Source organism: Acinetobacter sp. YH12155, assembly GCF_013418255.1.
GTDB classification, from domain to species: domain Bacteria; phylum Pseudomonadota; class Gammaproteobacteria; order Pseudomonadales; family Moraxellaceae; genus Acinetobacter; species Acinetobacter indicus.
Map to the genome: position 1 here is coordinate 1 of NZ_VPCK01000004.1, position 23,392 is coordinate 23,392.

General features: G+C 48.5%; 18 protein-coding genes and 2 rRNA genes. 6 read left to right on the forward strand and 14 right to left on the reverse strand.

Features of this window, described 5'->3' with window-relative positions:
* Positions 1 to 21: 21 nt before the first annotated feature.
* The 4 genes from FTU86_RS03245 (at position 22) to FTU86_RS03260 (ending at position 6,391) form a co-directional block, all read left to right on the forward strand.
* Positions 22 to 2,911, forward strand: a 23S ribosomal RNA gene (locus FTU86_RS03245).
* 191 nt (positions 2,912 to 3,102) lie between these two features.
* Positions 3,103 to 3,217: ribosomal RNA gene (rrf, locus tag FTU86_RS03250) — 5S ribosomal RNA — on the forward strand.
* Positions 3,218 to 3,504: 287 nt separating this feature from the next.
* Positions 3,505 to 4,854 (forward strand): aromatic acid/H+ symport family MFS transporter, encoded by a 1,350-nt coding sequence (locus FTU86_RS03255; RefSeq protein ID WP_016658670.1) that lies wholly within the window; start codon positions 3,505 to 3,507, stop codon positions 4,852 to 4,854.
* 370 nt (positions 4,855 to 5,224) lie between these two features.
* A complete protein-coding gene (locus tag FTU86_RS03260; protein ID WP_005181040.1) occupies positions 5,225 to 6,391 on the forward strand; it encodes a PQQ-dependent sugar dehydrogenase in 1,167 nt (388 codons plus the stop codon).
* 503 nt (positions 6,392 to 6,894) lie between these two features.
* Here the strand turns inward: FTU86_RS03260 and FTU86_RS03265 are convergent.
* The 5 genes from FTU86_RS03265 to ribF all read right to left on the reverse strand — a co-directional run bounded on the left by FTU86_RS03265 (position 6,895) and on the right by ribF (position 12,496).
* Positions 6,895 to 7,437, reverse strand: coding sequence for an NADPH-dependent FMN reductase (locus tag FTU86_RS03265; RefSeq protein WP_005181039.1), 543 nt, complete (start codon positions 7,435 to 7,437; stop codon positions 6,895 to 6,897).
* A gap of 139 nt (positions 7,438 to 7,576) precedes the next feature.
* Positions 7,577 to 8,059, reverse strand: a complete 483-nt coding sequence (locus tag FTU86_RS03270; protein WP_005181033.1) for a peptidylprolyl isomerase — start codon at positions 8,057 to 8,059, stop codon at positions 7,577 to 7,579.
* Positions 8,052 to 8,591 carry a signal peptidase II gene (lspA, locus tag FTU86_RS03275; protein WP_180048306.1) on the reverse strand — a complete coding sequence of 180 codons (540 nt, stop codon included), beginning with the start codon at positions 8,589 to 8,591 and terminating at the stop codon, positions 8,052 to 8,054. Before lspA ends, FTU86_RS03270 begins: the two co-directional genes overlap by 8 nt.
* On the reverse strand, positions 8,584 to 11,430 hold the full coding sequence (ileS, locus tag FTU86_RS03280) for an isoleucine--tRNA ligase (protein WP_104472324.1): 2,847 nt from the start codon (positions 11,428 to 11,430) through the stop codon (positions 8,584 to 8,586). The genes lspA and ileS overlap by 8 nt, the downstream gene beginning before the upstream one ends.
* Positions 11,431 to 11,491: 61 nt before the next feature.
* Positions 11,492 to 12,496, reverse strand: a complete 1,005-nt coding sequence (gene ribF, locus FTU86_RS03285) for a riboflavin biosynthesis protein RibF (protein WP_016658673.1) — start codon at positions 12,494 to 12,496, stop codon at positions 11,492 to 11,494.
* A 251-nt stretch (positions 12,497 to 12,747) separates the two neighbouring features.
* Here ribF and FTU86_RS03290 point away from each other — a divergent pair, with 251 nt between their 5' ends.
* Entirely contained in the window at positions 12,748 to 13,815 is a 1,068-nt protein-coding gene (locus FTU86_RS03290; protein WP_180048307.1) for an RNA-guided endonuclease TnpB family protein, read from the forward strand.
* A 170-nt stretch (positions 13,816 to 13,985) separates the two neighbouring features.
* Positions 13,986 to 14,552 carry a hypothetical protein gene (locus FTU86_RS03295; protein WP_005181021.1) on the forward strand — a complete coding sequence of 189 codons (567 nt, stop codon included), beginning with the start codon at positions 13,986 to 13,988 and terminating at the stop codon, positions 14,550 to 14,552.
* 43 nt (positions 14,553 to 14,595) lie between these two features.
* Here FTU86_RS03295 and FTU86_RS03300 read toward each other — a convergent pair whose 3' ends face one another.
* The 9 genes from FTU86_RS03300 to FTU86_RS03340 form a co-directional block, all read right to left on the reverse strand.
* The gene (locus tag FTU86_RS03300; RefSeq protein WP_160240808.1) at positions 14,596 to 15,249 is read right to left on the reverse strand and encodes a TetR family transcriptional regulator C-terminal domain-containing protein; all 654 of its coding nucleotides are present in this window, start codon (positions 15,247 to 15,249) and stop codon (positions 14,596 to 14,598) included.
* 382 nt (positions 15,250 to 15,631) lie between these two features.
* Positions 15,632 to 16,435 (reverse strand): ABC transporter ATP-binding protein, encoded by an 804-nt coding sequence (locus tag FTU86_RS03305; protein WP_171431526.1) that lies wholly within the window; start codon positions 16,433 to 16,435, stop codon positions 15,632 to 15,634.
* A 13-nt stretch (positions 16,436 to 16,448) separates the two neighbouring features.
* Complete coding sequence (gene ssuC, locus FTU86_RS03310) at positions 16,449 to 17,264, reverse strand: aliphatic sulfonate ABC transporter permease SsuC (protein WP_005181008.1); 816 nt, start codon at positions 17,262 to 17,264, stop codon at positions 16,449 to 16,451.
* Positions 17,264 to 18,439, reverse strand: coding sequence for an FMNH2-dependent alkanesulfonate monooxygenase (ssuD, locus tag FTU86_RS03315; RefSeq protein ID WP_016658677.1), 1,176 nt, complete (start codon positions 18,437 to 18,439; stop codon positions 17,264 to 17,266). Before ssuD ends, ssuC begins: the two co-directional genes overlap by 1 nt.
* 36 nt (positions 18,440 to 18,475) lie before the next feature.
* A complete protein-coding gene (locus tag FTU86_RS03320) occupies positions 18,476 to 19,471 on the reverse strand; it encodes an aliphatic sulfonate ABC transporter substrate-binding protein (RefSeq protein ID WP_160240812.1) in 996 nt (331 codons plus the stop codon).
* A 10-nt stretch (positions 19,472 to 19,481) separates the two neighbouring features.
* Positions 19,482 to 20,465, reverse strand: coding sequence for a sulfonate ABC transporter substrate-binding protein (locus FTU86_RS03325; protein ID WP_180048308.1), 984 nt, complete (start codon positions 20,463 to 20,465; stop codon positions 19,482 to 19,484).
* A gap of 333 nt (positions 20,466 to 20,798) precedes the next feature.
* Positions 20,799 to 22,154, reverse strand: coding sequence for an amino-acid N-acetyltransferase (gene argA / locus FTU86_RS03330; protein WP_075175028.1), 1,356 nt, complete (start codon positions 22,152 to 22,154; stop codon positions 20,799 to 20,801).
* Between the two features lie 134 nt (positions 22,155 to 22,288).
* Positions 22,289 to 22,642 (reverse strand): RcnB family protein, encoded by a 354-nt coding sequence (locus FTU86_RS03335; protein ID WP_005180985.1) that lies wholly within the window; start codon positions 22,640 to 22,642, stop codon positions 22,289 to 22,291.
* Positions 22,643 to 22,886: 244 nt separating this feature from the next.
* Positions 22,887 to 23,282 carry an RcnB family protein gene (locus FTU86_RS03340; RefSeq protein WP_005180983.1) on the reverse strand — a complete coding sequence of 132 codons (396 nt, stop codon included), beginning with the start codon at positions 23,280 to 23,282 and terminating at the stop codon, positions 22,887 to 22,889.
* Between the last annotated feature and the right edge of the window lie 110 nt (positions 23,283 to 23,392).

Genomic DNA, 23,392 nt, shown 5'->3' on the forward strand with positions numbered 1-23,392 from the left:
GTCGACTGTTTGGGGTTGTATAGTCAAGTAATTAAGTGCATGTGGTGGATGCCTTGGCAGTCAGAGGCGAAGAAAGACGTGATAGCCTGCGAAAAGCTCCGGGGAGGCGGCAAATATCCTTTGATCCGGAGATGTCTGAATGGGGAAACCCACTTACCATAAGGTAGGTATCAATACATGAATACATAGTGTATTGAGGCGAACGAGGGGAAGTGAAACATCTCAGTACCCTTAGGAAAAGAAATCAATTGAGATTCCCTCAGTAGCGGCGAGCGAAAGGGGAACAGCCCATTAAGTTATGTGTGTTTTAGTGGAATGCTCTGGGAAGTGCAACCATAGTGGGTGATAGTCCTGTACACGAAAGGGCACACATAATGATGACGAGTAGGGCGAGGCACGTGAAACCTTGTCTGAATATGGGGGGACCATCCTCCAAGGCTAAATACTCCTGACTGACCGATAGTGAACCAGTACCGTGAGGGAAAGGCGAAAAGAACCCCTGTGAGGGGAGTGAAATAGATCCTGAAACCGCATGCATACAAGCAGTGGGAGCCGACTTGTTCGGTGACTGCGTACCTTTTGTATAATGGGTCAGCGACTTACATTCAGTAGCAAGGTTAACCGCATAGGGGAGCCGTAGGGAAACCGAGTCTTAATAGGGCGTATAGTTGCTGGGTGTAGACCCGAAACCAGGCGATCTATCCATGAGCAGGTTGAAGGTTGGGTAACACTAACTGGAGGACCGAACCCACTGTCGTTGAAAAGCCAGGGGATGACTTGTGGATAGGGGTGAAAGGCTAATCAAGCCTGGTGATAGCTGGTTCTCCCCGAAAGCTATTTAGGTAGCGCCTCGGACGAATACCATTGGGGGTAGAGCACTGTTTCGGCTAGGGGGTCATCCCGACTTACCAAACCGATGCAAACTCCGAATACCGATGAGTACTATCCGGGAGACAGACTGCGGGTGCTAACGTCCGTAGTCAAGAGGAAAACAATCCAGACCGCCAGCTAAGGCCCCAAAATCATAGTTAAGTGGGAAACGATGTGGGAAGGCATAGACAGCTAGGAGGTTGGCTTAGAAGCAGCCACCCTTTAAAGAAAGCGTAATAGCTCACTAGTCGAGTCGGCCTGCGCGGAAGATGTAACGGGGCTAAAACTATGTGCCGAAGCTGCGGATGTATACATTGTATACGTGGTAGGGGAGCGTTCTGTAAGCCGATGAAGGTGGATTGAGAAGTCTGCTGGAGGTATCAGAAGTGCGAATGCTGACGTGAGTAACGACAAAACGGGTGAAAAACCCGTTCGCTGAAAGACCAAGGGTTCCAGTCCAACGTTAATCGGGGCTGGGTGAGTCGACCCCTAAGGCGAGGCCGAGAGGCGTAGTCGATGGGAAATTGGTTAATATTCCAATACTTCAGTGTAATGCGATGAGAGGACGGAGAAGGTTAAGTCAGCCTGGCGTTGGTTGTCCAGGTGGAAGGCTGTAGGCATGCATCTTAGGCAAATCCGGGGTGCTCTATGCTGAGAGCTGATAGCAAGCTAGTTTACTAGCGAAGTGGCTGATACCATGCTTCCAGGAAAAGTCTCTAAGCTTCAGTTACACTGGAATCGTACCCGAAACCGACACAGGTGGTCAGGTCGAGTAGACCAAAGCGCTTGAGAGAACTCTGCTGAAGGAACTAGGCAAAATGGTACCGTAACTTCGGGAGAAGGTACGCTGTTGACGGTGATGGGACTTGCTCCCTGAGCGGTTGACAGCCGCAGAAACCAGGCCGCTGCAACTGTTTATTAAAAACATAGCACTCTGCAAACACGAAAGTGGACGTATAGGGTGTGATGCCTGCCCGGTGCTGGAAGGTTAATTGATGGGGTTAGCGTAAGCGAAGCTCTTGATCGAAGCCCCAGTAAACGGCGGCCGTAACTATAACGGTCCTAAGGTAGCGAAATTCCTTGTCGGGTAAGTTCCGACCTGCACGAATGGCATAATGATGGCGGCGCTGTCTCCAGCAGAGGCTCAGTGAAATCGAAATCGCTGTGAAGATGCAGTGTACCCGCGGCTAGACGGAAAGACCCCGTGAACCTTTACTGCAGCTTGACATTGAACTTTGACCTTACTTGTGTAGGATAGGTGGGAGGCTTTGAAGTTGGAACGCCAGTTCCAATGGAGCCGTCCTTGAAATACCACCCTGGTAATGTTGAGGTTCTAACTCTGTCCCGTGATCCGGGACGAGGACCATGTCTGGTGGGTAGTTTGACTGGGGCGGTCTCCTCCTAAAGAGTAACGGAGGAGTACGAAGGTGCGCTCAGCGTGGTCGGAAATCACGCGTAGAGTATAAAGGCAAAAGCGCGCTTAACTGCGAGACCCACAAGTCGAGCAGGTACGAAAGTAGGTCTTAGTGATCCGGTGGTTCTGTATGGAAGGGCCATCGCTCAACGGATAAAAGGTACTCTGGGGATAACAGGCTGATACCGCCCAAGAGTTCATATCGACGGCGGTGTTTGGCACCTCGATGTCGGCTCATCTCATCCTGGGGCTGAAGCAGGTCCCAAGGGTATGGCTGTTCGCCATTTAAAGAGGTACGCGAGCTGGGTTTAGAACGTCGTGAGACAGTTCGGTCCCTATCTACCGTGGGCGCTGGAAATTTGAGAGGATCTGCTCCTAGTACGAGAGGACCAGAGTGGACGAACCTCTGGTGTACCGGTTGTGACGCCAGTCGCATCGCCGGGTAGCTATGTTCGGAAGGGATAACCGCTGAAAGCATCTAAGCGGGAAGCCTACCTCAAGATAAGATTTCCCTAGGAATTTATTCCTCTAAAGAGCCGTTCGAGACTAGGACGTTGATAGGTTGGGTGTGGAAGCATAGCGATATGTGAAGCTGACCAATACTAATTGCTCGTGAGGCTTGACTATACAACACCCAAACAGTTGTTGTATCAAGCTAGATTCTAAACTAATCCTTGATTTAGTTAATGCGACACAATAAAATTCAGACCCAATGGCCAATCCGTTAATAACTCATTTGGAACAAAGTAAGGCATTACATGCAAAAGCATCAAGCTTAAGCAAAGTAACTAAGACCCGAACAAGTCCATAACAGTTGTGCTGGCGACAATAGCAAGAGTGAACCACCTGATCCCTTCCCGAACTCAGAAGTGAAACCTCTTAGCGCTGATGGTAGTGTGGGGTTACCCATGTGAGAGTAAGTCATCGCCAGCTCATTATTCAAAATCCCCCAAGCAAAAGCTAGGGGGATTTTTTTTATGCAGAAAATTTGTGTGCTTAATAAAGCAAAATAAAACTTATGTCTAATGAGAATAATATATAAAACTTTAATTATTAATAGGATTTTAGACTAATGTTCAATTCTTATTTTCTGTAAATTGTGTGAAAGTTGCACCATCTACTCCACTAGCAAAGTGTGGATGAAGAAGGCTCGAAATGAGGGTCTTCATTATGGGTTGCTATGGAAGTTCACTGAAACACAGACTCACAGGAGGTGAGGAATGACACATCAAACTATTAACGTAAATGATGTCATTGATCACGCAAAATTTAAACCATTTCATTTTAATGTAGTGGCATGGTGTCTACTGATCATTTTATTTGATGGTTATGATTTAGCCATTAATGGTGTGGTATTGCCTTTATTAATGGACGAGTGGGGCTTAAGTGCGGTGCAAGCCGGTATGCTGGCCAGTACTGCATTGGCAGGGATGATGTTCGGTGCCATGATTTTCGGCTCGCTGGCCGACAAAATTGGCCGTAAAAAAGTCATCATGATCTGTATTGTGTTATTCAGTGGTCTAACCTTCGCAGGTGGCTTTGCTTCTAATCCGACAGAATTCGGTATTTTGCGCTTCCTGGCCGGTTTAGGGATTGGTGGGGTGATGCCTAACCTGGTGGCTTTAACCTCTGAATACGCGCCAAAGAACATGCGTAGTACGCTGGTGACCACCATGTTTAGTGGTTATGCAGTGGGTGGTGTGATGGCAGCATTATTGGGTGCCTGGTTAACCCCAAGCTTTGGCTGGGAAATCATGTTCTTTATTGCCGGTATTCCACTGTTGCTGTTGCCAATTATCTGGAAATTCCTGCCTGAATCGCTGATGTTTATTGTGAAAGAGAATAAGCAGGAACAGGCGCGTCCAATCATGGCCCGCTTGGCCCCAGAAGTGCAGATTAGCAATGAAACCAAATTTGAACTGCATCAGGTCGATGTGCCGGAAGCAGCCAACGTGGTAAGCCTGTTCAAACGTGGCCGTGCGTTAAACACCTTATTGTTCTGGTTAGCGTTCTTTACCTGCTTGCTGACCATGTACGCCTTAAGCAGCTGGTTGCCTAAACTGATGATGGCGGCAGGCTATTCAATGGACAATAGTCTGATGTTCATGATGGTGATGAACGTGGGTGCCGTGGTTGGTATTGTCGGCGGTGGTATTCTGGCTGACCGTTTCCATCTGAAACCGGTGTTGATGTTCCTGGGGATTATGGGCGCGATTGTGATGAGTCTGATGGGCTTCCAGTCAAACCAGTTCTTGCTGTACATCCTGGTATTCCTGGCGGGTGCGGCGTCAATCGGTTCACAAATGTTGCTGTATAGTTATGTGGCGCAATACTATCCACTGGCAGTACGTTCAACCGGAATTGGCTGGTCATCTGCAATTGGCCGTATGGGTGCGATTGTTGGACCAATCCTGATTGGTGGCTTACTCGGTATGAACCTGCCAGCACACTTCAACTTTATTGCTGTCGGTTTACCGGTATTGATTACCGCAATTGCCGTGGCGCTGATCATGAGTGAAGATGAAGCAGAACAGATTAAAGCAGGCAAAGCGGCGATTGCCAAAGCCTAATTGGTATTAAATGAAAAAAGCCTCCATAGATTGGGGGCTTTTTTTATGGCATTAAGAAAACAAAAATCACAGATAAAAAGAAACCCCATCATCCTGACGGGGTTTCTTCGTATTTCGTGCTTTAGGTATAACTCCTGTCGTACCTCACGATCCTGGTGCGCAAACTAATTATTGTTGTTTTCCGTTTGGGAAACGTCCTGTTTCCTGATGAATTTAGAATACGAAAATTCTGGGTTTGCTCCTAGCCTCAATTGTCTTCATTCGGTGTAAGCCAAAACGGACAAAGTCCGGCAGGTTACGCAAGTGTTCTTGGTCAAAACTGGCTTTGGGCTACAATCAAAGTATTGTCTGTTCTGTTTTAGGAAATGTCATGGCAAAACTACAACAATATTTGACCTGGCCTGCGGCATTGCTCATCGCAGGATTAACCACCGGATGTAATGCCCAGACCGAGCCTGCCAATTCAGCGAAAGCCGCCCAAAGCAGTGAAACTAGCAAGACCAGCCAGTCTTATCAGCTGGAACGGGTGGCGCGCTTACAGGAACCGTGGGCGATGGCTGAGCTGCCCGATGGCCGCTTGTTAATTACTGAAAAGCGTGGACGACTCAAATTGTTTAACCCGAGCAATAAACTGCTGCTTGAGGTTAAAGGTGTCCCCAAAGTTGCCTATGGCGGGCAGGGCGGTTTGGGTGATGTCGCGCTGCATCCACAGTTTGCCCAGAATCGCTGGGTCTATTTAAGTTATGTGGAAGCCGGCACAGGCGGTTATGGCGCGGTGGTGGCGCGTGCCGAGCTGGATTTAAAAGATGCGGCTCAGCCACAATTGAAAAATGTACAGCAGATCTGGGTCCAAGTGCCGAAAGTTCCAGGGCAGGGGCATTATGCCCACCGGCTGTTATTTGATCAGGCCGGCTATTTGTGGGTCAGTTCGGGAGAGCGACAAAAGTTTGACCCGGCACAGGACCTGAATTCCAATTTAGGGAAAATCTTACGTTTAAATGCAGATGGTAGCGCTGCGCCAGATAATCCGTTCCGTGCTCAGGGCCAGATTGCGGCACAGGTATGGAGCCTGGGGCATCGGAATCCCTTAGGTATGGCATTTGACCCGGCGGGGCAGCTGTGGGTAATTGAGATGGGACCCAAAGGCGGAGATGAGCTGAACCGGATTGAAAAAGGCGCCAATTATGGCTATCCGATCGTGTCCAATGGCGATCATTATAGTGGTCAGCCAATTCCGGATCATGCGACCCGGCCAGAATTTAAAGCGCCAGAACTGGACTGGACCCCGGTTATTTCACCTTCGAGTTTAATCTTTTACCGTGGCGATCAGTTTCCACAGTGGAAAAATAAGGCCATTGCCGGAGGATTGTCGTCGCAGGCGATTATTGTGATTGATACCCAGGCTCAACCGGTACGTGAAGTACAACGGCTGGACATGAAACAGCGTATTCGCGGGGTGATTGAAGCGCGTGACGGTCATTTATGGGTCATTGAAGATGGCAAAGGCGCCAGCTTGCTGAAAATGACAGCCAAATAATGAATTCGTAGATAATAAAAAGCCCCGACGTCCTGTCGGGGCTTTTTAGATTCAGTTCTCAGATATCACTCCTGTTATATCTGTGCGTGCATCCTGCATGCGGCTTATGATTATTGTTTTATGCAACGAGACCTCCTGTCCCGGTATGGTTTTAATATACGTCAGGCGATCAGAACCAACCAGCCGCAAAACCCGACAAGTACTGTACGCTCAGGCGTACAACAGCGATTGATTTAAAATAGCGCATCATCTACAAGAACCAGAACATAAAGGACTGAAATAAAAGAAGCCCGAACATCCTGTCCGGGCTTCTCTGGATTCATTATTCCGGTATAACTCCTGTCGTACCGATCAGCATCCTGCTGTTGTTGCTTTTATTGTTATTGTTTTGATTTAAGAGACCTCCTGTCTCTGTATGTGGGTACTATAAAATGAAAGCGCTCTGCGCCCTAGTCGCAGTTCACCACAGCTGCTGTAAGAAAATGCTTACAGGGCTGCTGGCATTATGAGCTGACATATTGAATCAGCTTGTCGACTACCTGTTTCAGGGTCTTGTCATCAAATTCATTCGGTTCAAAGCTTTCGCTACGGTTACGGCTAAAAATATCGCGGATTTCCACCACTGCATTGCTGTCAATCAGTCCCAGCTGGGTGCCGACCTGACGGATCTGGTCAATCGAGCGTGATCCATTGGTGGCACCATAGCCGATATAAGCCGCCGGTTTGCCTTGCCACTCTTTGCCCAGATAATCCAGCGCATTTTTCAAGGCCGGGCTATAGCCATGGTTATATTCGGGGCTGATAAAAATAAAGGCATCGCCCTGGGCAATTTTGTCGGCCCATTCCTGTTGACGCGGCTGGTCATAAATACCGCTTAGCGGCGGATTCGGACCGGCAAACAGGGGTAAATTCCATTCTTTTAAATCGACCAGCTCGGTCTGCACGGTACTAAAGTTATAGCTTTTAATGGCCTGCTGTACCCAGTGTGCGACTTTAATGGCGGTACGTCCCTCGCGTACACTGCCAACAATAATCTGAATATTCATGTTTTATCCTGTGTTGTTTTTGCTGTAGGGATCAAATTAACGTGAATTGCGTTAGCCTGAATAGAGTCAGTTTGTATCTGCCTCATGAAAATGGCATAAAAAAAAGCTCCCGAAGGAGCTTTTCAAAAATGTGGAACTTTTATTTCAGTTGAATGCCTTGCTGGCCCGCTGGGGTGACTTTAAAGATTTCCACTTCAAAGGTAATGTCTTTACCGGCCAGTGGATGGTTAAAGTCGACTTCGGTGATGTCATCATTGACCGATTTGACCACGCCATACAGGCTTTGTTTGGCCTTATCTTCAAACTCGATCATGTGGCCTTCAACCGGACGCTGTTCAAACTTGACGGTGTCAAAGGTTTGGACATTTTCCGGGTTCCATGGACCAAAAGCCTCTTCTGGTGGCAGGCTCACGGTACGACGGTCACCAGCACGCAAGCCAAACAGGGCTTTTTCAAAACCCGGTAACAGGCTGCCATCGCCCATCACCAGACTGACCGGTTCGGCACGGCTACGGGTATTGTCAATTTCCGGGCCGCTTTCAATGGCCACAGAAAAATGAAGTTCAACTTTAGAACCCGCTTCAATACGGGTGTCTTCGTTCGGATTGATAAATTCAGTCATGTTGCGCCTGCGCACGTTGAATACGGTGTTTTTCCAGGAAAAACGTATCAATAAGAAGCAAGATGGTGCCTAAGGTAATGGCACTATCTGCAATATTAAAGGCAGGGAAGTGGCTGTTGTTGTAGTAAACATGAATAAAGTCGACCACATAGCCCAAAGCGACCCGATCAATCAGGTTGCCAATGGCCCCGCCCAGAATCAGGGCAATGGCCAGCGGTAATACCAGCATGTTCTTTGGCATACGCATCAGCCAGAACACAAAGATCACGGACACCAAACCTGCCAGTGAGGAGAAGAAATAGCGTTGCCAGCCACCCGCATCGGACAAGAAACTAAAGGCTGCGCCATAGTTATGCAGTAATGTCCAATTTAAAAAGGGCAGCACAGGCACCGGATCTGCATAATTCAGATGGGTGACTGCAATCCATTTGGTCCATTGATCCAGAATAATCGCCACAATAGACAGTCCGATCCACCACAAATTGTGCGGATAGAACTGGAATAAGCCCTTTTTCGGTTGTGGATTAGGCATATTTTCTCTCTTCGCCTTGGCCTGTCGGGAGGTTAATAATACAACGACCACATAAACCTGGATGTGCAGGATGTGTATTCACATCTGGCAGGACGTGCCAGCAGCGTACACATTTCTCGCCATCTGCCGCAGACACTTTCACGTTCAGACCGTCAAGATCAGAAGCTTCGCCTTGTGCGGCATCAAACTCATTCACAATCACCTGAGAGGTAATCAGGACAAAACGCAGTTCATCGCCCAGTTTATCCAGCACTGCTTTCAGCTCGGCATTGGCCCACAGCTCCACTTTGGCAGACAGGTTCGAACCGACGGTTTTTGCAGTACGCGCCGCTTCAATAAACTTGTTCACGGCAGATTTTACTGCAATTAAAGTCTGCCATTCGCTTTCAGCCAGCACGTTGGCTTCAGAGGCCACCGGCAGCTCATACCATTCAGCGGTGAATACATATTTTTCTGACTGCTCAGGAATCAGTGGCCACGCTTCTTGTGCAGTGAAGCTCAGGATTGGCGCCATCCAGCGTACAAAGGCCTGTACCAGGTGATACAACGCAGTTTGCGCGGAATGACGCGCTTGCGAGTCTGCTTTGGTGGTGTACTGACGGTCTTTGATGATGTCGAGATAGAAACCACCTAAGTCATTAATACAGAAGTTGGTCAAGGCGCTGGTGACGATATGGAAGTTCATATCTTCATAGGCTTTCTTGATGGTTTCTTGTACTTCAGACGCACGTTGCAGGATGTATTGATCCAGCGCAATCAGCTGATCCACCGGCAGGGCATCAGTCGATGGTTTAAAGCCGTTTAAGTTGGCCAGCAAGAAACGCAGCGTGTTACGAATACGGCGGTAACCGTCTGAGGCACGGCTAAAGATTTCTTTACCGGCGGTCATTTCATAACGGTAATCCGCAGAGGCAATCCAGAAACGTAAGCCGTCTGCACCCATGTCTTTAATGATGTCTTGCGGGGTAATGATATTCCCGAGTGACTTCGACATTTTGCGGCCTTTTTCATCGACCACGAAACCATGCGTTAACAAGCCTTTGTATGGCGCACGTTCATTGATCGCAATCGAGGTCAGCAGTGAAGACTGGAACCAGCCACGGTGCTGATCCGAACCTTCAAGGTACAGATCGGCCGGATCTTGCAGCTCTTCACGTTCACGCAGCACGGCATAGTGGGTTGTACCCGAGTCAAACCAGACGTCTAAGGTGTCACGTACGGCGTTGTAGTGTTCAGCATCATCACCAATGAAGTCTTTGGCTTCACGGTTATACCAGCCATCAATACCTTCCTGTTCGATCAGTTTAGCCACTTCTTCGATCAGTTCAGGGGTACGTGGATGCAGTTCGTTGGTGTCTTTATGCACGAAGAACGGGATTGGTACGCCCCAGGTACGCTGACGCGAAATACACCAGTCCGGACGGCCTTCGATCATTGCCTGAATCCGGTTTTTACCCCAATCTGGCACGAAGCTGATCTCGTTTTCAATTGCATTCAGGGCGCCTTGGCGTAAACCTTTGGCATCCATGCTGATAAACCATTGTGGTGTGGCACGGAAGATAATCGGGGTTTTATGACGCCAGCAGTGCGGATAGCTATGCTTGATTGGATGATGTGCCCACAATTTGTTGGCTTCGCCCAGCGCGGCAATAATTTGCGGATTGGCTTTATAAATATGTTCACCAGCAAAAATTGGCGCAGTCGGTAAATAGACACCGTTGCCGCCCACCGGGTTGTCGACTTTCAGGTTATATTGCAGGCCGACTTTATAGTCGTCTACACCGTGGCCTGGTGCAGTATGCACGGCACCTGTACCGCTGGCATCGGTGACGTGTTCACCCAGAATCACCGGCACTTGACGCTCAGTAATTAACGGATGTTGCAGCACCAGATTTTCCAGTTTGCTACCGGCAAACTCGGCCAGCACTTCAACCGAGCTGAAGCCATAACGCTGGGTCGCAGATTCTACCAGTGTTTTTGCCAGAATAAAGTTTTGCTCGGCCTGTTCTTCACCACGCGCCTTGACCAGTTGATATTCAAGTTCGGCATGTAATGCCACGGCTTGGTTGGCTGGCAGGGTCCATGGGGTGGTGGTCCAGATCACGATATCGGTTGAGTCTTTAACGTCAACACCCAAACGTGCAGACAAATCAGCTAAGTCAACCACTGTAAAACCGACGTCAATTGCATCGGATTTTTTATCTTCATATTCAACTTCAGCTTCTGCCAGCGCTGAACCACAGTCCAGACACCAGTTCACTGGCTTCAGGCCTGGCTCGATATGACCGGCTTTGGCAATGGCACCCAGAGAACGGACAATATCTGCTTCCTGCTTGAAGTTCATGGTCAGGTATGGGTTGTTCCAGTCGCCGAACACGCCCATACGGATAAAGTCTTTCTTTTGTAGTTCGACCTGGGTGTAGGCATATTCACGGCAGGCTTTACGGAAGGTCGAAGCATCAACTTTGACGCCGACTTTGCCAACTTTTTCTTCAACTTTCAGTTCAATTGGAAGACCGTGACAGTCCCAGCCTGGCACATATGGCGCGTCAAAACCGTCCATGACACGACTTTTAATGATGATGTCTTTCAGGACCTTGTTGACCGCGTGACCAAGGTGGATTTGACCATTGGCATACGGAGGGCCGTCATGAAGCACATATTTTTTCTTGCCGATACGCGATGCACGAATCTGCTGATAAATGTCATCGGCATACCACTCTTCTAACCATTTCGCTTCACGTACTGCGAGGTTTGCTTTCATTGCAAAGTCAGTACCTGGGAGGTTCAGTGTGGCTTTATAGTCCACTGCATTTTCAGGAGTTTGCTTATCGCTCATGCAAGTTGTCTTCCAATTTAATCAGCCATTTGACTGACACGTTTTACAGTAAAAATGTGAGTTATTCAAAAGGGAATTTTGGGGTGCTGCGGCGAAACTCAAGCAGTTTCTCCACATCATCATCAATTCCAGCTTTTAAGGCTTCAAGCGAAGGATAGTCCTTTTCGCCATGTAAATAGTTTAAGAACGTCACCCGCATTAACAGGCCATACAGATTAGCAGAAACCTCGGGGAAATGTACTTCTAATCGCCATTCCGGATGGTCCTGTTTGATGGCTGGTCGGGTGCCGACATGACCGGCGCCAAACAGCGCGGTCGGGTCATAGCCGGCAATTCCCGGCTGGTTCGGATTCTCTGCCTGAACTTTGGCTTGTAAGGATTCAGTTTCACAGAGCACTTCCACGCCATAAATCCCGTTCAGGCAGGGTTTATGCCGGTTCAGACGGACATTAATGGTTGGAAAATCAATGGTCCGGCCAATCTGGTCGCCGTATTGTACCCGGCCAGTAATGCTATACGGGCGCCCCAGCAATTTGGCTGCCAGCGCTAAATTGCCGGCCTGCAAGGTCTGACGGATCCGGGTCGAGCTGACCCGTTCACCATCGGCCAGAATAGTGTTTAAGTTGGTGACCTGAAAGCCGTATTGCTGCAAAAACTCGCTATTGCCCTGACGGTTTTTGCCAAAATGGAAGTCATCACCCAGCACCAGACTGTGGGCATTGAGTTTATATTTGAGTATGTCGGCAAAGGCTTCGGCGCTTAAGCTGCGGAAATAATTATCAAATTTGGCGACTGCAATATAGTCTACACCCAGCTCGGTTAAGTATTCGACTTTTTCTCTTAAGGAGCTGATGCGTGGCGGCGCTTCATAGCCTTTAAAAAATTCCAGCGGCTGTGGCTCGAAAATCATCACCAGGGTTTTCAGCTGCTGGGCTGCTGCCAGCTGTTTTAGCTGGGCAATCATGGCCTGATGTCCCAAATGCACGCCGTCAAAATTACCAATGGTAACGGCAGTTTTTTCCAGTTGAAAATCAGGCGCTAAAGCATTCAGACGGAGGAGCTGCATGGGCAAAGAATGACGTTATACATTAAGAAAGGCTATATATTGCCATATTCTCACACATTCGTCTTGTTGTTCTGTTTTTATGCAAAATTTTTCTTGCTCATTTTTGACCGGTGCCACAGCACTGGCGGGTTTTTATCAAATGGAGCGTAAAACTCTGTCTTTCAGGTCAGAGATATAAGCGACACGACATGAAATGTCGTTTAATTACTAAAAACCAATATTTTAAGCCTGATATGAGCTAATATAAGCCCATGAAAACACTTAAATTACGCATAAAAGACAGTCACACAAAGGTGCTAGACCAATTGGCATCTGAAGTTAATTTTGTCTGGAACTATGTCAATGATTTGTGTTTCAAACACCTACAGCGCAAACAACAATTCTTTTCAGCATACGATATTGCTAAATACACGAAAGGCGCATCAAAGGAATGTAATCTTCATAGCCAAACCATTCAGGCTGTAACAGAAGAATTGGTCACTCGCAGAAAACAGTTCAAAAAATCAAAATTGAGATGGCGTGTCAGTAATAAGAAATCAGCAAGAAGATCACTAGGTTGGATACCCTTTAAAAAGGTCGCTATTAAATATGCCGATGGATACGTTCAGTATGGCAAGCATCAATTCAAGCTATGGGATAGTTACGGACTATCGAAATACAGCATTAAAACAGGCTCATTTGTAGAGGATAGTCGTGGACGTTGGTATGTCTGCTTAGTGGTTGATTCACCCAAACAAGACAAACCTACCGCCACAAAAGCCGTGGGCATTGATCTAGGCTTAAAAGATATTGCTACTTGTTCAGATGGTACGATCATTTCCAATCCCAAGTTCTACCATCAATATGAAGAGAAATTAGGGATTGCTCAGAGAGCGAGAAATAAAAAGCGTGTCCGTGCATTACACGCCAAGATTGCAAACTGTCGTAAAGACCATTTGCACAAGGCTAGCACCCAGCTGGTGAAAGACAATGCACTGATTGTCGTTGGTGATCTAAGTGCGAACAAACTTGTAAAAACTAAAATGGCGAAATCTGTTTTAGATACAGGCTTTTCAGCACTCAAAACCATGCTCAAGTATAAATGCGAGAACGCAGGGGTCATGTTTGAGGAAGTCAACGAGAGATTCACAACCCAAACCTGTTCGAGCTGCGGTGCAATCACCGCAAGCAGTCCGAGAGGTAGAGCAGATTTGCGAATAAGAGTATGGGAATGTGAATGCGGAAGTGTAAATCAACGCGATTTAAACTCCGCCAAGAACATACTTGCGCTTGGGCATAAGCGTCTAGCAGTAGGAATCTCCCTCCTTTCAGGTGGGTGAGGATGTCAACAGGAGCGAATGAAAATTGAAACGCGCGGCCAGCACTGAAAAGCTGCATAGATATGAAAAAAGTGGAGTCGTTGGAAGACCTGTCATTTCAGGGATGGCTTTTATTTTTCTGTCTTTTGCTTTCTAATGTGGCTCCCTGCAACTGTGGTAGAGAAGCAATAATGTCGGATCTGGCCTTAATTATGGCATTGCCGAGTGAATCCAAAGGTCTGTTTGAGCAGGCCGGCATCGAGGTGCATTACAGTGGTATTGGCAAGATTAATGCTGCCTTTAAAGCCTTTGAGGTAATTCAGAAAACTGGCTGTAAAACCCTGTTAAATTTAGGTACGGCCGGCAGCTCCTATTTTAATGCACATGAGCTGGTAGAAGTGACCCAGTTTGTGCAGCGTGATATGGATGTATCACCGTTGGGTTTTCAGGTCGGAGTGACGCCCATGGATGACGATCATCCGGCGGAAATTCATTTGCCGCAGCATTTTTCCCATTTACCGGCTGGTATTTGTGGCACCGGTGACAGCTTTGAAACTGGTACACCGAAAGTGGCCTGTAATCTGGTGGATATGGAAGGCTATGCGCTGGCCAAAGTCTGTAAAAAACTGGATGTACGGCTGATTTCCGTCAAATATATTACCGATGGCGCCAACGATACGGCACATCTGGACTGGGAAGAAAATCTGTTGCTGGGGGCGAAAAAATTATTGTCGTTATATCAGCAGAGTGGTTTTTAGTTCGGCGACCATAGCAAACTATGGTCGTATGCCAAAATCATGCTCAATCGTCGATTGATTCTGAGGGAGGTGCAGTATTCAGTTCTGGACGCGGCACAATACCATAAAGCATCAGATGCACGGTATGTTGGATAATGCGCTGCTGCATGCTGCGGTTGCGCAGGGTTTTGCCGGTGACCATTTCCATTTGCGTCGCGAAGTCTGCATAGTTCTGGGTCAGGGCCCAAATATTCAGAATCAGCAGTTCAGGGTCAATATCTTTGGAGATTTTGCCTTGTTCCTGCCAGTTGCTGATGACTTTGGCTTTACGCTTGACCAGTTTTTTCAGCGGACCTTTCAGGATGTCCAGAATATGCGGGGCACCCTGAATCACTTCCAGCGCAAACAGGCGTGAAGCTTTTGGCTGGGTGCGAGACACTTCAATCTTTTGCAATAAGTAGTTGGTGATCGCTTCTTCAGGTTCAAGCTCGGCTTCCAGCATTTGCAGTGGCGCCAGCCATTTCTGTAATACAGTGGTCAGCACTTCTACATATAACGCTTCTTTATTTTCATAGTAATAGAAAATATTCGACTTATGCATTTCTGCAATCTGAGCGATTTCATCTAAGCTCGCCCCATTAAAACCGTATAAGGAAAATACGTCGAGTGCTGCGTTCAGCAACTGATGTCGTTTTTGAGTACTCTTTTTTTGTTCCATTAGCAATTAAAAAACAATGAAAAGGGGGAATCACGAATTGTACGTCAAATCATCAGTTTTGTGCATCCTCGTCTATTGCAAATTATGATAAATGCAGCAGAATTTTGTAGATTAACTAATAATTTCCCCAGGATTGTTAAATTTAAGCCCTATAAAGCACACTTTTTGAGTCTGTTAAAAAATATAACTGAAGGCTTGATTTCAAAGATTTTTTATTCTTTTATTTTAAATCAAAATATAAGACATAGTTTATAGAAATAATCCTGCATCTATTCGGGCCTATGTCACAAAAGTTTCATAAACCGAGATGAAGTTTTACCCTTAAATTGAGCCGGAATTTAAGGGTAAAGCTGCGGGGGCAGGCTCAGACCAAAATTAATCCTCATGTGGCCAAGACTGCATCTAGCACCTGCTGCTCCAGTTCGGCAAAGGCAATACTTTTTTGCCGCGGGCGCGGTAAATTGACCTGAAAGGTTTTGGCAATATGACCACGATCGAGCAGAATAATCCGGTCGGCCAGCTGTACCGCTTCACTGACATCATGGGTGACTAAAATGGCAGTAAAGCCCTGTTCGGTCCAGAGCCGTTCAATCAGCTTCTGCATTTCCAGACGGGTCAGGGCATCCAGTGCGCCCAAGGGTTCATCCAGCAATAAAATCCGCGGTTGATGCGACAGGGCACGTACCAACGCGGTACGTTGTCGCTGACCGCCAGACAGTTGCGAGGGCCACAGTCCGGCTTTGTCTTTCAGGCCAACTTTTTCCAGCAATGCACTGGTATGTGCGTACTGGTCTTTGCCCAGACCGAGCTGCACATTCTGCTCGATGCTGCGCCACGGCAGCAGACGTGGGTCCTGAAACATCACCCGGATATCATCCGAGGTAATGCCTTCGCGGATATGCCGTGCCGACTTAAATTTGATTTCGCCGTAGCTTGGTTTTTCCAGATCGGCAATTAAACGCAGCAGGGTGCTTTTGCCACAGCCACTGCGTCCGACAATGGCCAGAAATTCGCCCGGCTGAATATGCAGATCCAGGTCTTGCAGCACCTTCACCGAACCATAAAACTTGTGTAACTGTTCAATCAGGATTTCCGCACCTGCCACCGCCTGCGGCTGAATATCCGGATTGCTGCGCAGTTTCGGGCTGCTGTGCTCGGCATGCAAGCCAGCAATTAAATTACTCATCTTCGCTCACTCCTTATTTCTGGTAGCCGGCATGCCAGCGCAGTAAATAGCGTTCCAAAGCCACGGCCAGTACGTCGGCCAGTTTACCCAGCAGGGCATACAGCAGGATGCCAACCAGCACGATATCGGTCTGTAAAAACTCACGCGCGTTCATAGTCATATAGCCAATCCCGGACTGGGCGGAGATGGTTTCGGCCACAATCAGCAGTACCCAGACCAGACCTAAAGAAAAGCGCAGTCCAACCAGAATTGAAGGCATTGCACCCGGCAAGATAATTTCCTTATACAGTTGCCAGCGGCTCAGGCCGTAGCTTTTGCCCATTTCAATCAGCTGTGGATCGACCGAGCGAATGCCATGATAGGTATTAATGTAAATGGGAAAGAACACGCCAATCGCAACCAGAAATAATTTGGCTGTTTCATCAATCCCGAACCAGAGAATCACCAGCGGAATCAGCGCCAAAGCCGGAATATTACGAATCATCTGCAAGGTGGTATCCAGCAGGGTCGAGGCGGTTTTGGAGGAGCCATTTAACAGGCCAAGCAGCAGGCCCAAACCACCGCCAATCAACAAGCCGAGGAGGGCACGTCCGGCACTGACCTGAACGTGCTGCCACAGCTCGCCACTGACCAGTAAGCCCCAGAAGGCACTAACCACTGCCGTTGGTGCCGGTAAAATCCGGCTTTCCAGCAGGCCGGTACTTGAGGCCAGTTGCCAGAAAGCAATCAGTAATAATGGCACCAGCCAGGGCAGCATCCGCTGCCCAAATGATGTTCCACGTGAAACTTTGGCCTCTGCCAGCTGCTCCAGGGAAATGGTTTTACTCATCAGGCCGGCTCCTTCAGCTGTTTGCTCGCCTGGCTGTCTGCGGCGACATAGTTATTCGCAACAATTTCCCCAAAAGGACCGGTCAAATTCGGTTGTGCCAGTTTCTTGCGGGTTTCCAGCGGCAACAGCGGGAACACCAGTTCGGCAAAACGGATGGATTCTTCCAGATGCGGATAGCCGGAGAAAATAAAGGTGCTAATACCCAGGTCGGCATATTCCTGAATACGGGCCGCCACTGTTTCAGGGTCACCGACCAGTGCCGTACCGGCTCCACCACGTACCAGGCCTACGCCTGCCCAAAGATTTGGGGAGACTTCCAGTTTGCTGCGATCGCCATTGTGCAGTTCAGCCATACGGCGCTGACCGACGGAATCCATCGCTTTAAACTTGGCCTGTGCTGCGGCAATGGTGGCATCATCGACATACTGGATCAGCGCGTTGGCTGCTTGCCAGGCTTCTTTATTGGTTTCACGTACAATCACATGCAGACGGATGCCATAGTTTAGACTGCGGCCTTTGGCCGCGGCTTTGGCACGTACCGTTTCAATTTTTTCTTTTACTGCTGCCGGCGGTTCGCCCCAGGTTAAATAGGTGTCGACCTGATCGGTGGCCAGCTCAATGGCTGCATCGGAAGAGCCACCAAACCAGAGCGGTGGATATGGTTGCTGGACTGGTGGATAGAGCAGCTTGGCTTCATCGACCTGTAAGCGTTCGCCGTGGAAGCTGAACGATTCACCTGTATGCGAGCGGGTTAAAATTTCACGCCAGATGGTGGTGTATTCCGCAGCCGTTTGATAACGCGTGGCATGATCTTCATAGACACCATCACCTTTCAGTTCCTGTTCATCACCGCCCGTGACCAGATTCAGTAACACCCGGCCGCCAGATAAACGGTCAAACGTCGCCGCCATACGCGCTGCTAAGGCTGGTGTGGTCACGCCTGGACGCAAGGCCACCAGAAATTTCAGGTTCTGGGTCGCATCAATTAAACTGGCTGCAGTAATCCACGGATCTTCGCAAGAACGGCCGGTTGGAATCAGCACACCTTCATAACCTAAATTGTCCACTGCCACTGCAATCTGTTTCATATAGGCATGATCGACCTGACGGCCACCTTTGCTGGTACCTAAATAGCGGCTGTCACCATGGGTGGGAATAAACCAGAAAATTTTCATATTATCGTCCTTTATTTCAATGGGATTACTCGGTCATCAATCTGCAGTTGGAGCCGTCCAGACAATGGGCTGGACCTCAATCGGTTTTGGAATCAGCTTGAGCTGATAGAACTGGTCAGCAATTTTCTGCTGAGCCTGAATGACCGTCGGATTTAAGCTTTGAATCGGTGATGGTTTCAGGCGGCGGTCAAAGGCGTTTTTGGCGACCGCCGGGTCCAGGCCGGTATTTTTCTGATAAATTTCTAGGGCCTGAGACTGGTGTTTAACAATCCACTGATCCGCGGCATTCAGGGCCGTCAGAAAGCCGGTGGTGGCCTGTGGATGTGCGGCAATAAATTTGGGATTGGCCACATAAAACGAATAGGTCTGGTCAAACTCACCGGTCTTGATCAGCGGGCGGGCCTGTCCATGCAGTTCAGCCGCAGACAGGAACGGGTCCCAGATGGCCCAGGCATCAATCGACTGCTTGTCAAAGGCAGCACGTGCATCGGCCGGTGGCAGCCAGATTGGCTGAATATCTGACCAGTTCAAGTTGGCTTTGGCCAGCACTTTGGCCAGAAATTCATGGGCATTGGAGCCTTTTTGCAGGGCAATACGTTTGCCTTTTAAATCCTGCAGGGTCTGTATGGCACTTTGCTGCGGCACCACTAAGGCCAGCGAATGGTCGGCATAGACTTCATAGCCGACATAGTTCAGCTCCTTGCCAGCCGCCTGGGCAAAAATGGGCGGGGTATTCCCCACTGAACCATAATCGACTGCGCCAACGGCCAGGGCTTCCAGCATTTGGGGTCCGGCCGGAAATTCTTTCCATTCAATTTTGGCTCGTGGGAACTGCTGTTCCAGCAGTTTTTCATCACGTGCCACCAGTAAATTTAAGGAAGATTTCTGGTAGCCAATAGAAATGGTTTTCACCGCCTGTTCAGTTGAGTTGTTGTCTGTTACCGCCTTGTGGGCTTCCGGTTTCTGGCAGCCGCTGAGACCCAGTCCCAGCGTGGAAATGCCCAGCAGCGCCCAGGTTGTTAATTTACGCATCTTTTATTCCTCATTCTTGTTGTGTCGACTGCGTATTCAGCAGGGCCGCCTGAATCTGAATTTGCTGTGGAATCAGCTTTTGCTGATAAAAGGCATCAGCTACATATTGCTGTTCTTTGGCCACGTCACTAGAGATGGCCTGTACGCCAAAGCCCATACGGGAAATTGAAGTTTTTAAGACCTCGACATCCAGGCCGGTCGGTTTTTGCAGCAGTTGAGCCGCTTCATCCTGATGCTGGGCCACCCATTGCGTGGTGCTGTTCAAGCTTTGCACCACGGTGTCTAGAACCTGCGGATGCTGTTCGGCAAACTGACGATCCGCCAGATAGAACTGATGGTTGCTGACCAGATTTTCGCCGGTGGCAATGACCCGTGCGCCAATCTGGTGTTCGGCTGCGGCAAAGAACGGATCCCAGATCACCCAGGCATCCACCGAACCACGTTCAAAGGCTGCGCGGGCATCGGATGGGGGTAAATACACCACTTGAATATCGTGCAGGCTAAGCTGGTTGGCTGCTAACAGCTTCAGCAGCAGATAATGCACATTGGAGCCTTTGTTCAGAGCAATGCGTTTGCCTTTTAGATCCTGCACCGACTGAATGGCCGAATCTTTAGGCACAATTAAGGCCTCAGCTAGCGGCGCTTTAGGCTGGTTGGCCACATAGACCAGTTTGGAATTGGCTGCCTGCGCAAAAATGGGCGGTGCTTCGCCGGCTTCACCAAAGGCCACACTGCCGACATTTAAACCTTCCAATAATTGCGGACCGGCTGGAAATTCTACCCATTTCACCTGTACACCCTGGGCTTTTAGGGCCTGCTCCAGTTCACCGCGCTCTTTGACAATCGGTAAAATGCCGTATTTCTGGAAGCCGATATTCAGGGTAATATTCTCGGCGTCTTTGGGGCTGCTACAGGCGGTCATGAACATGGCACCCGCCACCACGGCAGATAAAATAGCGCTTTGGGTTGAAAAAATACGGCGTAGGCTGCTCATGAAAATACCTGCTCTCGGAAATTAAAAAATTCAAAAGTGGAGAATGAGAGCTACCTTAAAGATTTTTCTTTTTCGAAAAAAATAACAAATCAGGAATTTCTAATCAGGAAAAAAGATAAATAAAGATGTGCAAATCTTATACATAAATCTGATTTATAAAATGGATAATCTATTAAAATCTTAAGTGTTAAATTGTTGTATTTAAAATATTTTTATGGAATTGAAGGCGCAGGAATAAGCTTATGCCCATTCCTGCTAATGTAAGATGCAGCAGAATTGGGCCGGCTGCAGATAAGCATATGTCAAATTGAGCTAAAGCCGGCCTTGAACAGACTAGGTGAGTGACTTTTTACAGACCAGTGAATTACGCTGGTAGTTGTATAAGGCTTGGCGGGCATTGGGTAAGTCATCGACACTGGCCGGCTCAAAGCCCTGTTCCAGAAACCAGTGCGCAGTACGGGTGGTCAGAATAAACAGCTGCTGAATACCAAGGCTACGGGCTTTATCTTCCAGATAATGCAGAATCTGGCTGCCACGATTGGATTTACGATAGGCCGGATGTACCGCCACGCAGGCAATTTCCGCCGAGCGCAGTTCATTGTCGCTGACCGGTAGCGGATACAGCGCCGCACAGGCCAGAATGGTGCCATCACGTTCAATCACCGCAAACTGTTCAATTTCATTTTCCAGCCGTTCCCGCGAACGGTAGACCAGCACACCTTCTTCTTCCAGCGGGCGCAGCAGGCTGATGAGACCGCCGACATCCTGAATATTGGCGGTGCGCACTTCTTCATAATGGGCATCGGTAATCATGGTACCGGCACCATCGCGGGTAAACAGCTCTTCCAGTAGTGCGCCATCAGAGGCATAGGAAATCAGATGTACGCGATTGACGCCCTGAGTGGCAGCATCCTGTGCACCGCGTAAATGCAGGGCCATTTCCGGCTGGCTGGCCTGATACCGACCAATATAATGATTGAGCTGGGATGGGCGGATTTCACGTTGCAGCTGACCCTGTTCATTCAGTAAACCCTGCTGTTTGCCCAAGAAAATCAGCTTGTCGGCTTGCAGGCGAATCGCGGTTTTGGTGGCGACTTCTTCAGCCAGTAAATTAAACACTTCGCCCGTCGTGGAATAGCCGGTCGGGCCGAGTACGACAATATTATGATTGTCCAGATGACGCTGAATGGCATCGGTATCGACACTGCGCACTTCGCCGGTCAGCTGGAAATCAACCCCATCACGAATACCATAGGGTTTGGCGGTAATAAAATTACCCGAGACCACATCAATGCGGGCGCCGTACATAGGCGAGTTGGCCAGTCCCATCGACAGCAGGGCTTCAATCTGCAGGCGAATTGAACCGACCGCATTCATGACACAGCTTAACGATTCGCGGGTGGTAATGCGGCGCTGCTGATGAAACGGGGTGTCGATCTGGCTGGCCTGTAAATTCTGGTTAATCTGCGGGCGGGCACCATGCACCAGCACCAGCCGGATACCCAGTGAATGCAGCAGGGCAATATCGTGAATAATATGCTGGAAATTGTCATGCAGGACCGCTTCACCATCAAACATCAGCACAAAGGTTTTGTTGCGATGGGCATTGATATAAGGCGCAGAATGTCGAAACCAGTGCACATATTGCAAAGTTGTGCTGTGTGATGTTTCGGTAGAATTCAGGTGCATGCCGGTCTCAATCAAGCAAAAGTCTTATAGCGGATTCTAATCAAAAAATACCGGGGCGTAAGCTGAAAAAATAAAAAAACACCTGAACGGGGTGGTTCAGGTGTAAAGAGGGAAGGGAAAATGAGACGAAACCCTTAGCCCATAATGCGAATAATCCGGTTGGTACGTTCGTTGATCATCACGTAATCGCCATTAATTTTGTACCACTGCTGATAACGGCCGGTGTTTGGTAAACGACGCGCTTCGCGGTCACTGACTTTATAACGGGACTGGTCATAGGCACGCGGTAAGGTCTGGCCCACACGCCAGTCACGGCTCGGATTTACGCGCACAACCGGACGTTTATGATCACGGTCCCAACGGCTATCCTGATGTTTGTAGTGGGTTGCCGCACGACGGTCATGATCACGATGATCAGGCGCAGCCATGGCTGTAGTAGCCATAAACGCACTTAAAGACAGGGCAATGGTGGTTAATACTTTTTTCATGACGCTCACCTTTGAGTCAAACTGTATATCTCTGGAATACGTCCAAATTAACCAGAAAGTTGAGATAAAGGATGAGAGCAATTGAGATGAATTGTGAAAATCATGAAGAAAAAGCGGAGAGCCTGAAAGCCGGCTAGCATCTGCCCTACAGCCAAAATAGCAGCTTAAAGAATTGCCGATATAAAAAAGCCCAAACCGATGTTTGGGCAACCGAGGAGTGGGACTGAAACTGTCGGAGTGCAGCTTAGAAAGACAGGATTTTAAGAATACTGTGGGTATCGGCATTGACCAGAATATAGTCATTATTGACCTTATACCATTGCTGCTTACGGTCCGGTTTAGGCAGGTTATGCTCTTTATATTCGACTTTGTAGCCATTGCCACGATAATGCTGCGGCATCACATAACCGGTTTGCCATTTATGCTGCTGTAAACGCTGATAGCCACGTTCTTCACGCTGGCGGCGTTTTTCATAAACCTCTTTCGATTCACGATATTCACGATGTTTTTTGCCCTGACCGTGCTGACGTGACTGTTCATAGCCGCGTCCCGGATTGTCAAACTGAGGTGCAGCCGCAGTGATCCCGCTGGCCAGCAACGCACTGAAAGAGATCGCCATAACTGTCACTATCTTTTTCATGTGAAAAAACCTCGTTTATCGTCTTTTATTTCACTGTGTCTTACTGTACGAAAAAAATGCAGAGAAACTGTGAAGAAAGATCGTTAATTCTTTATCGAAAGCAGAGATAT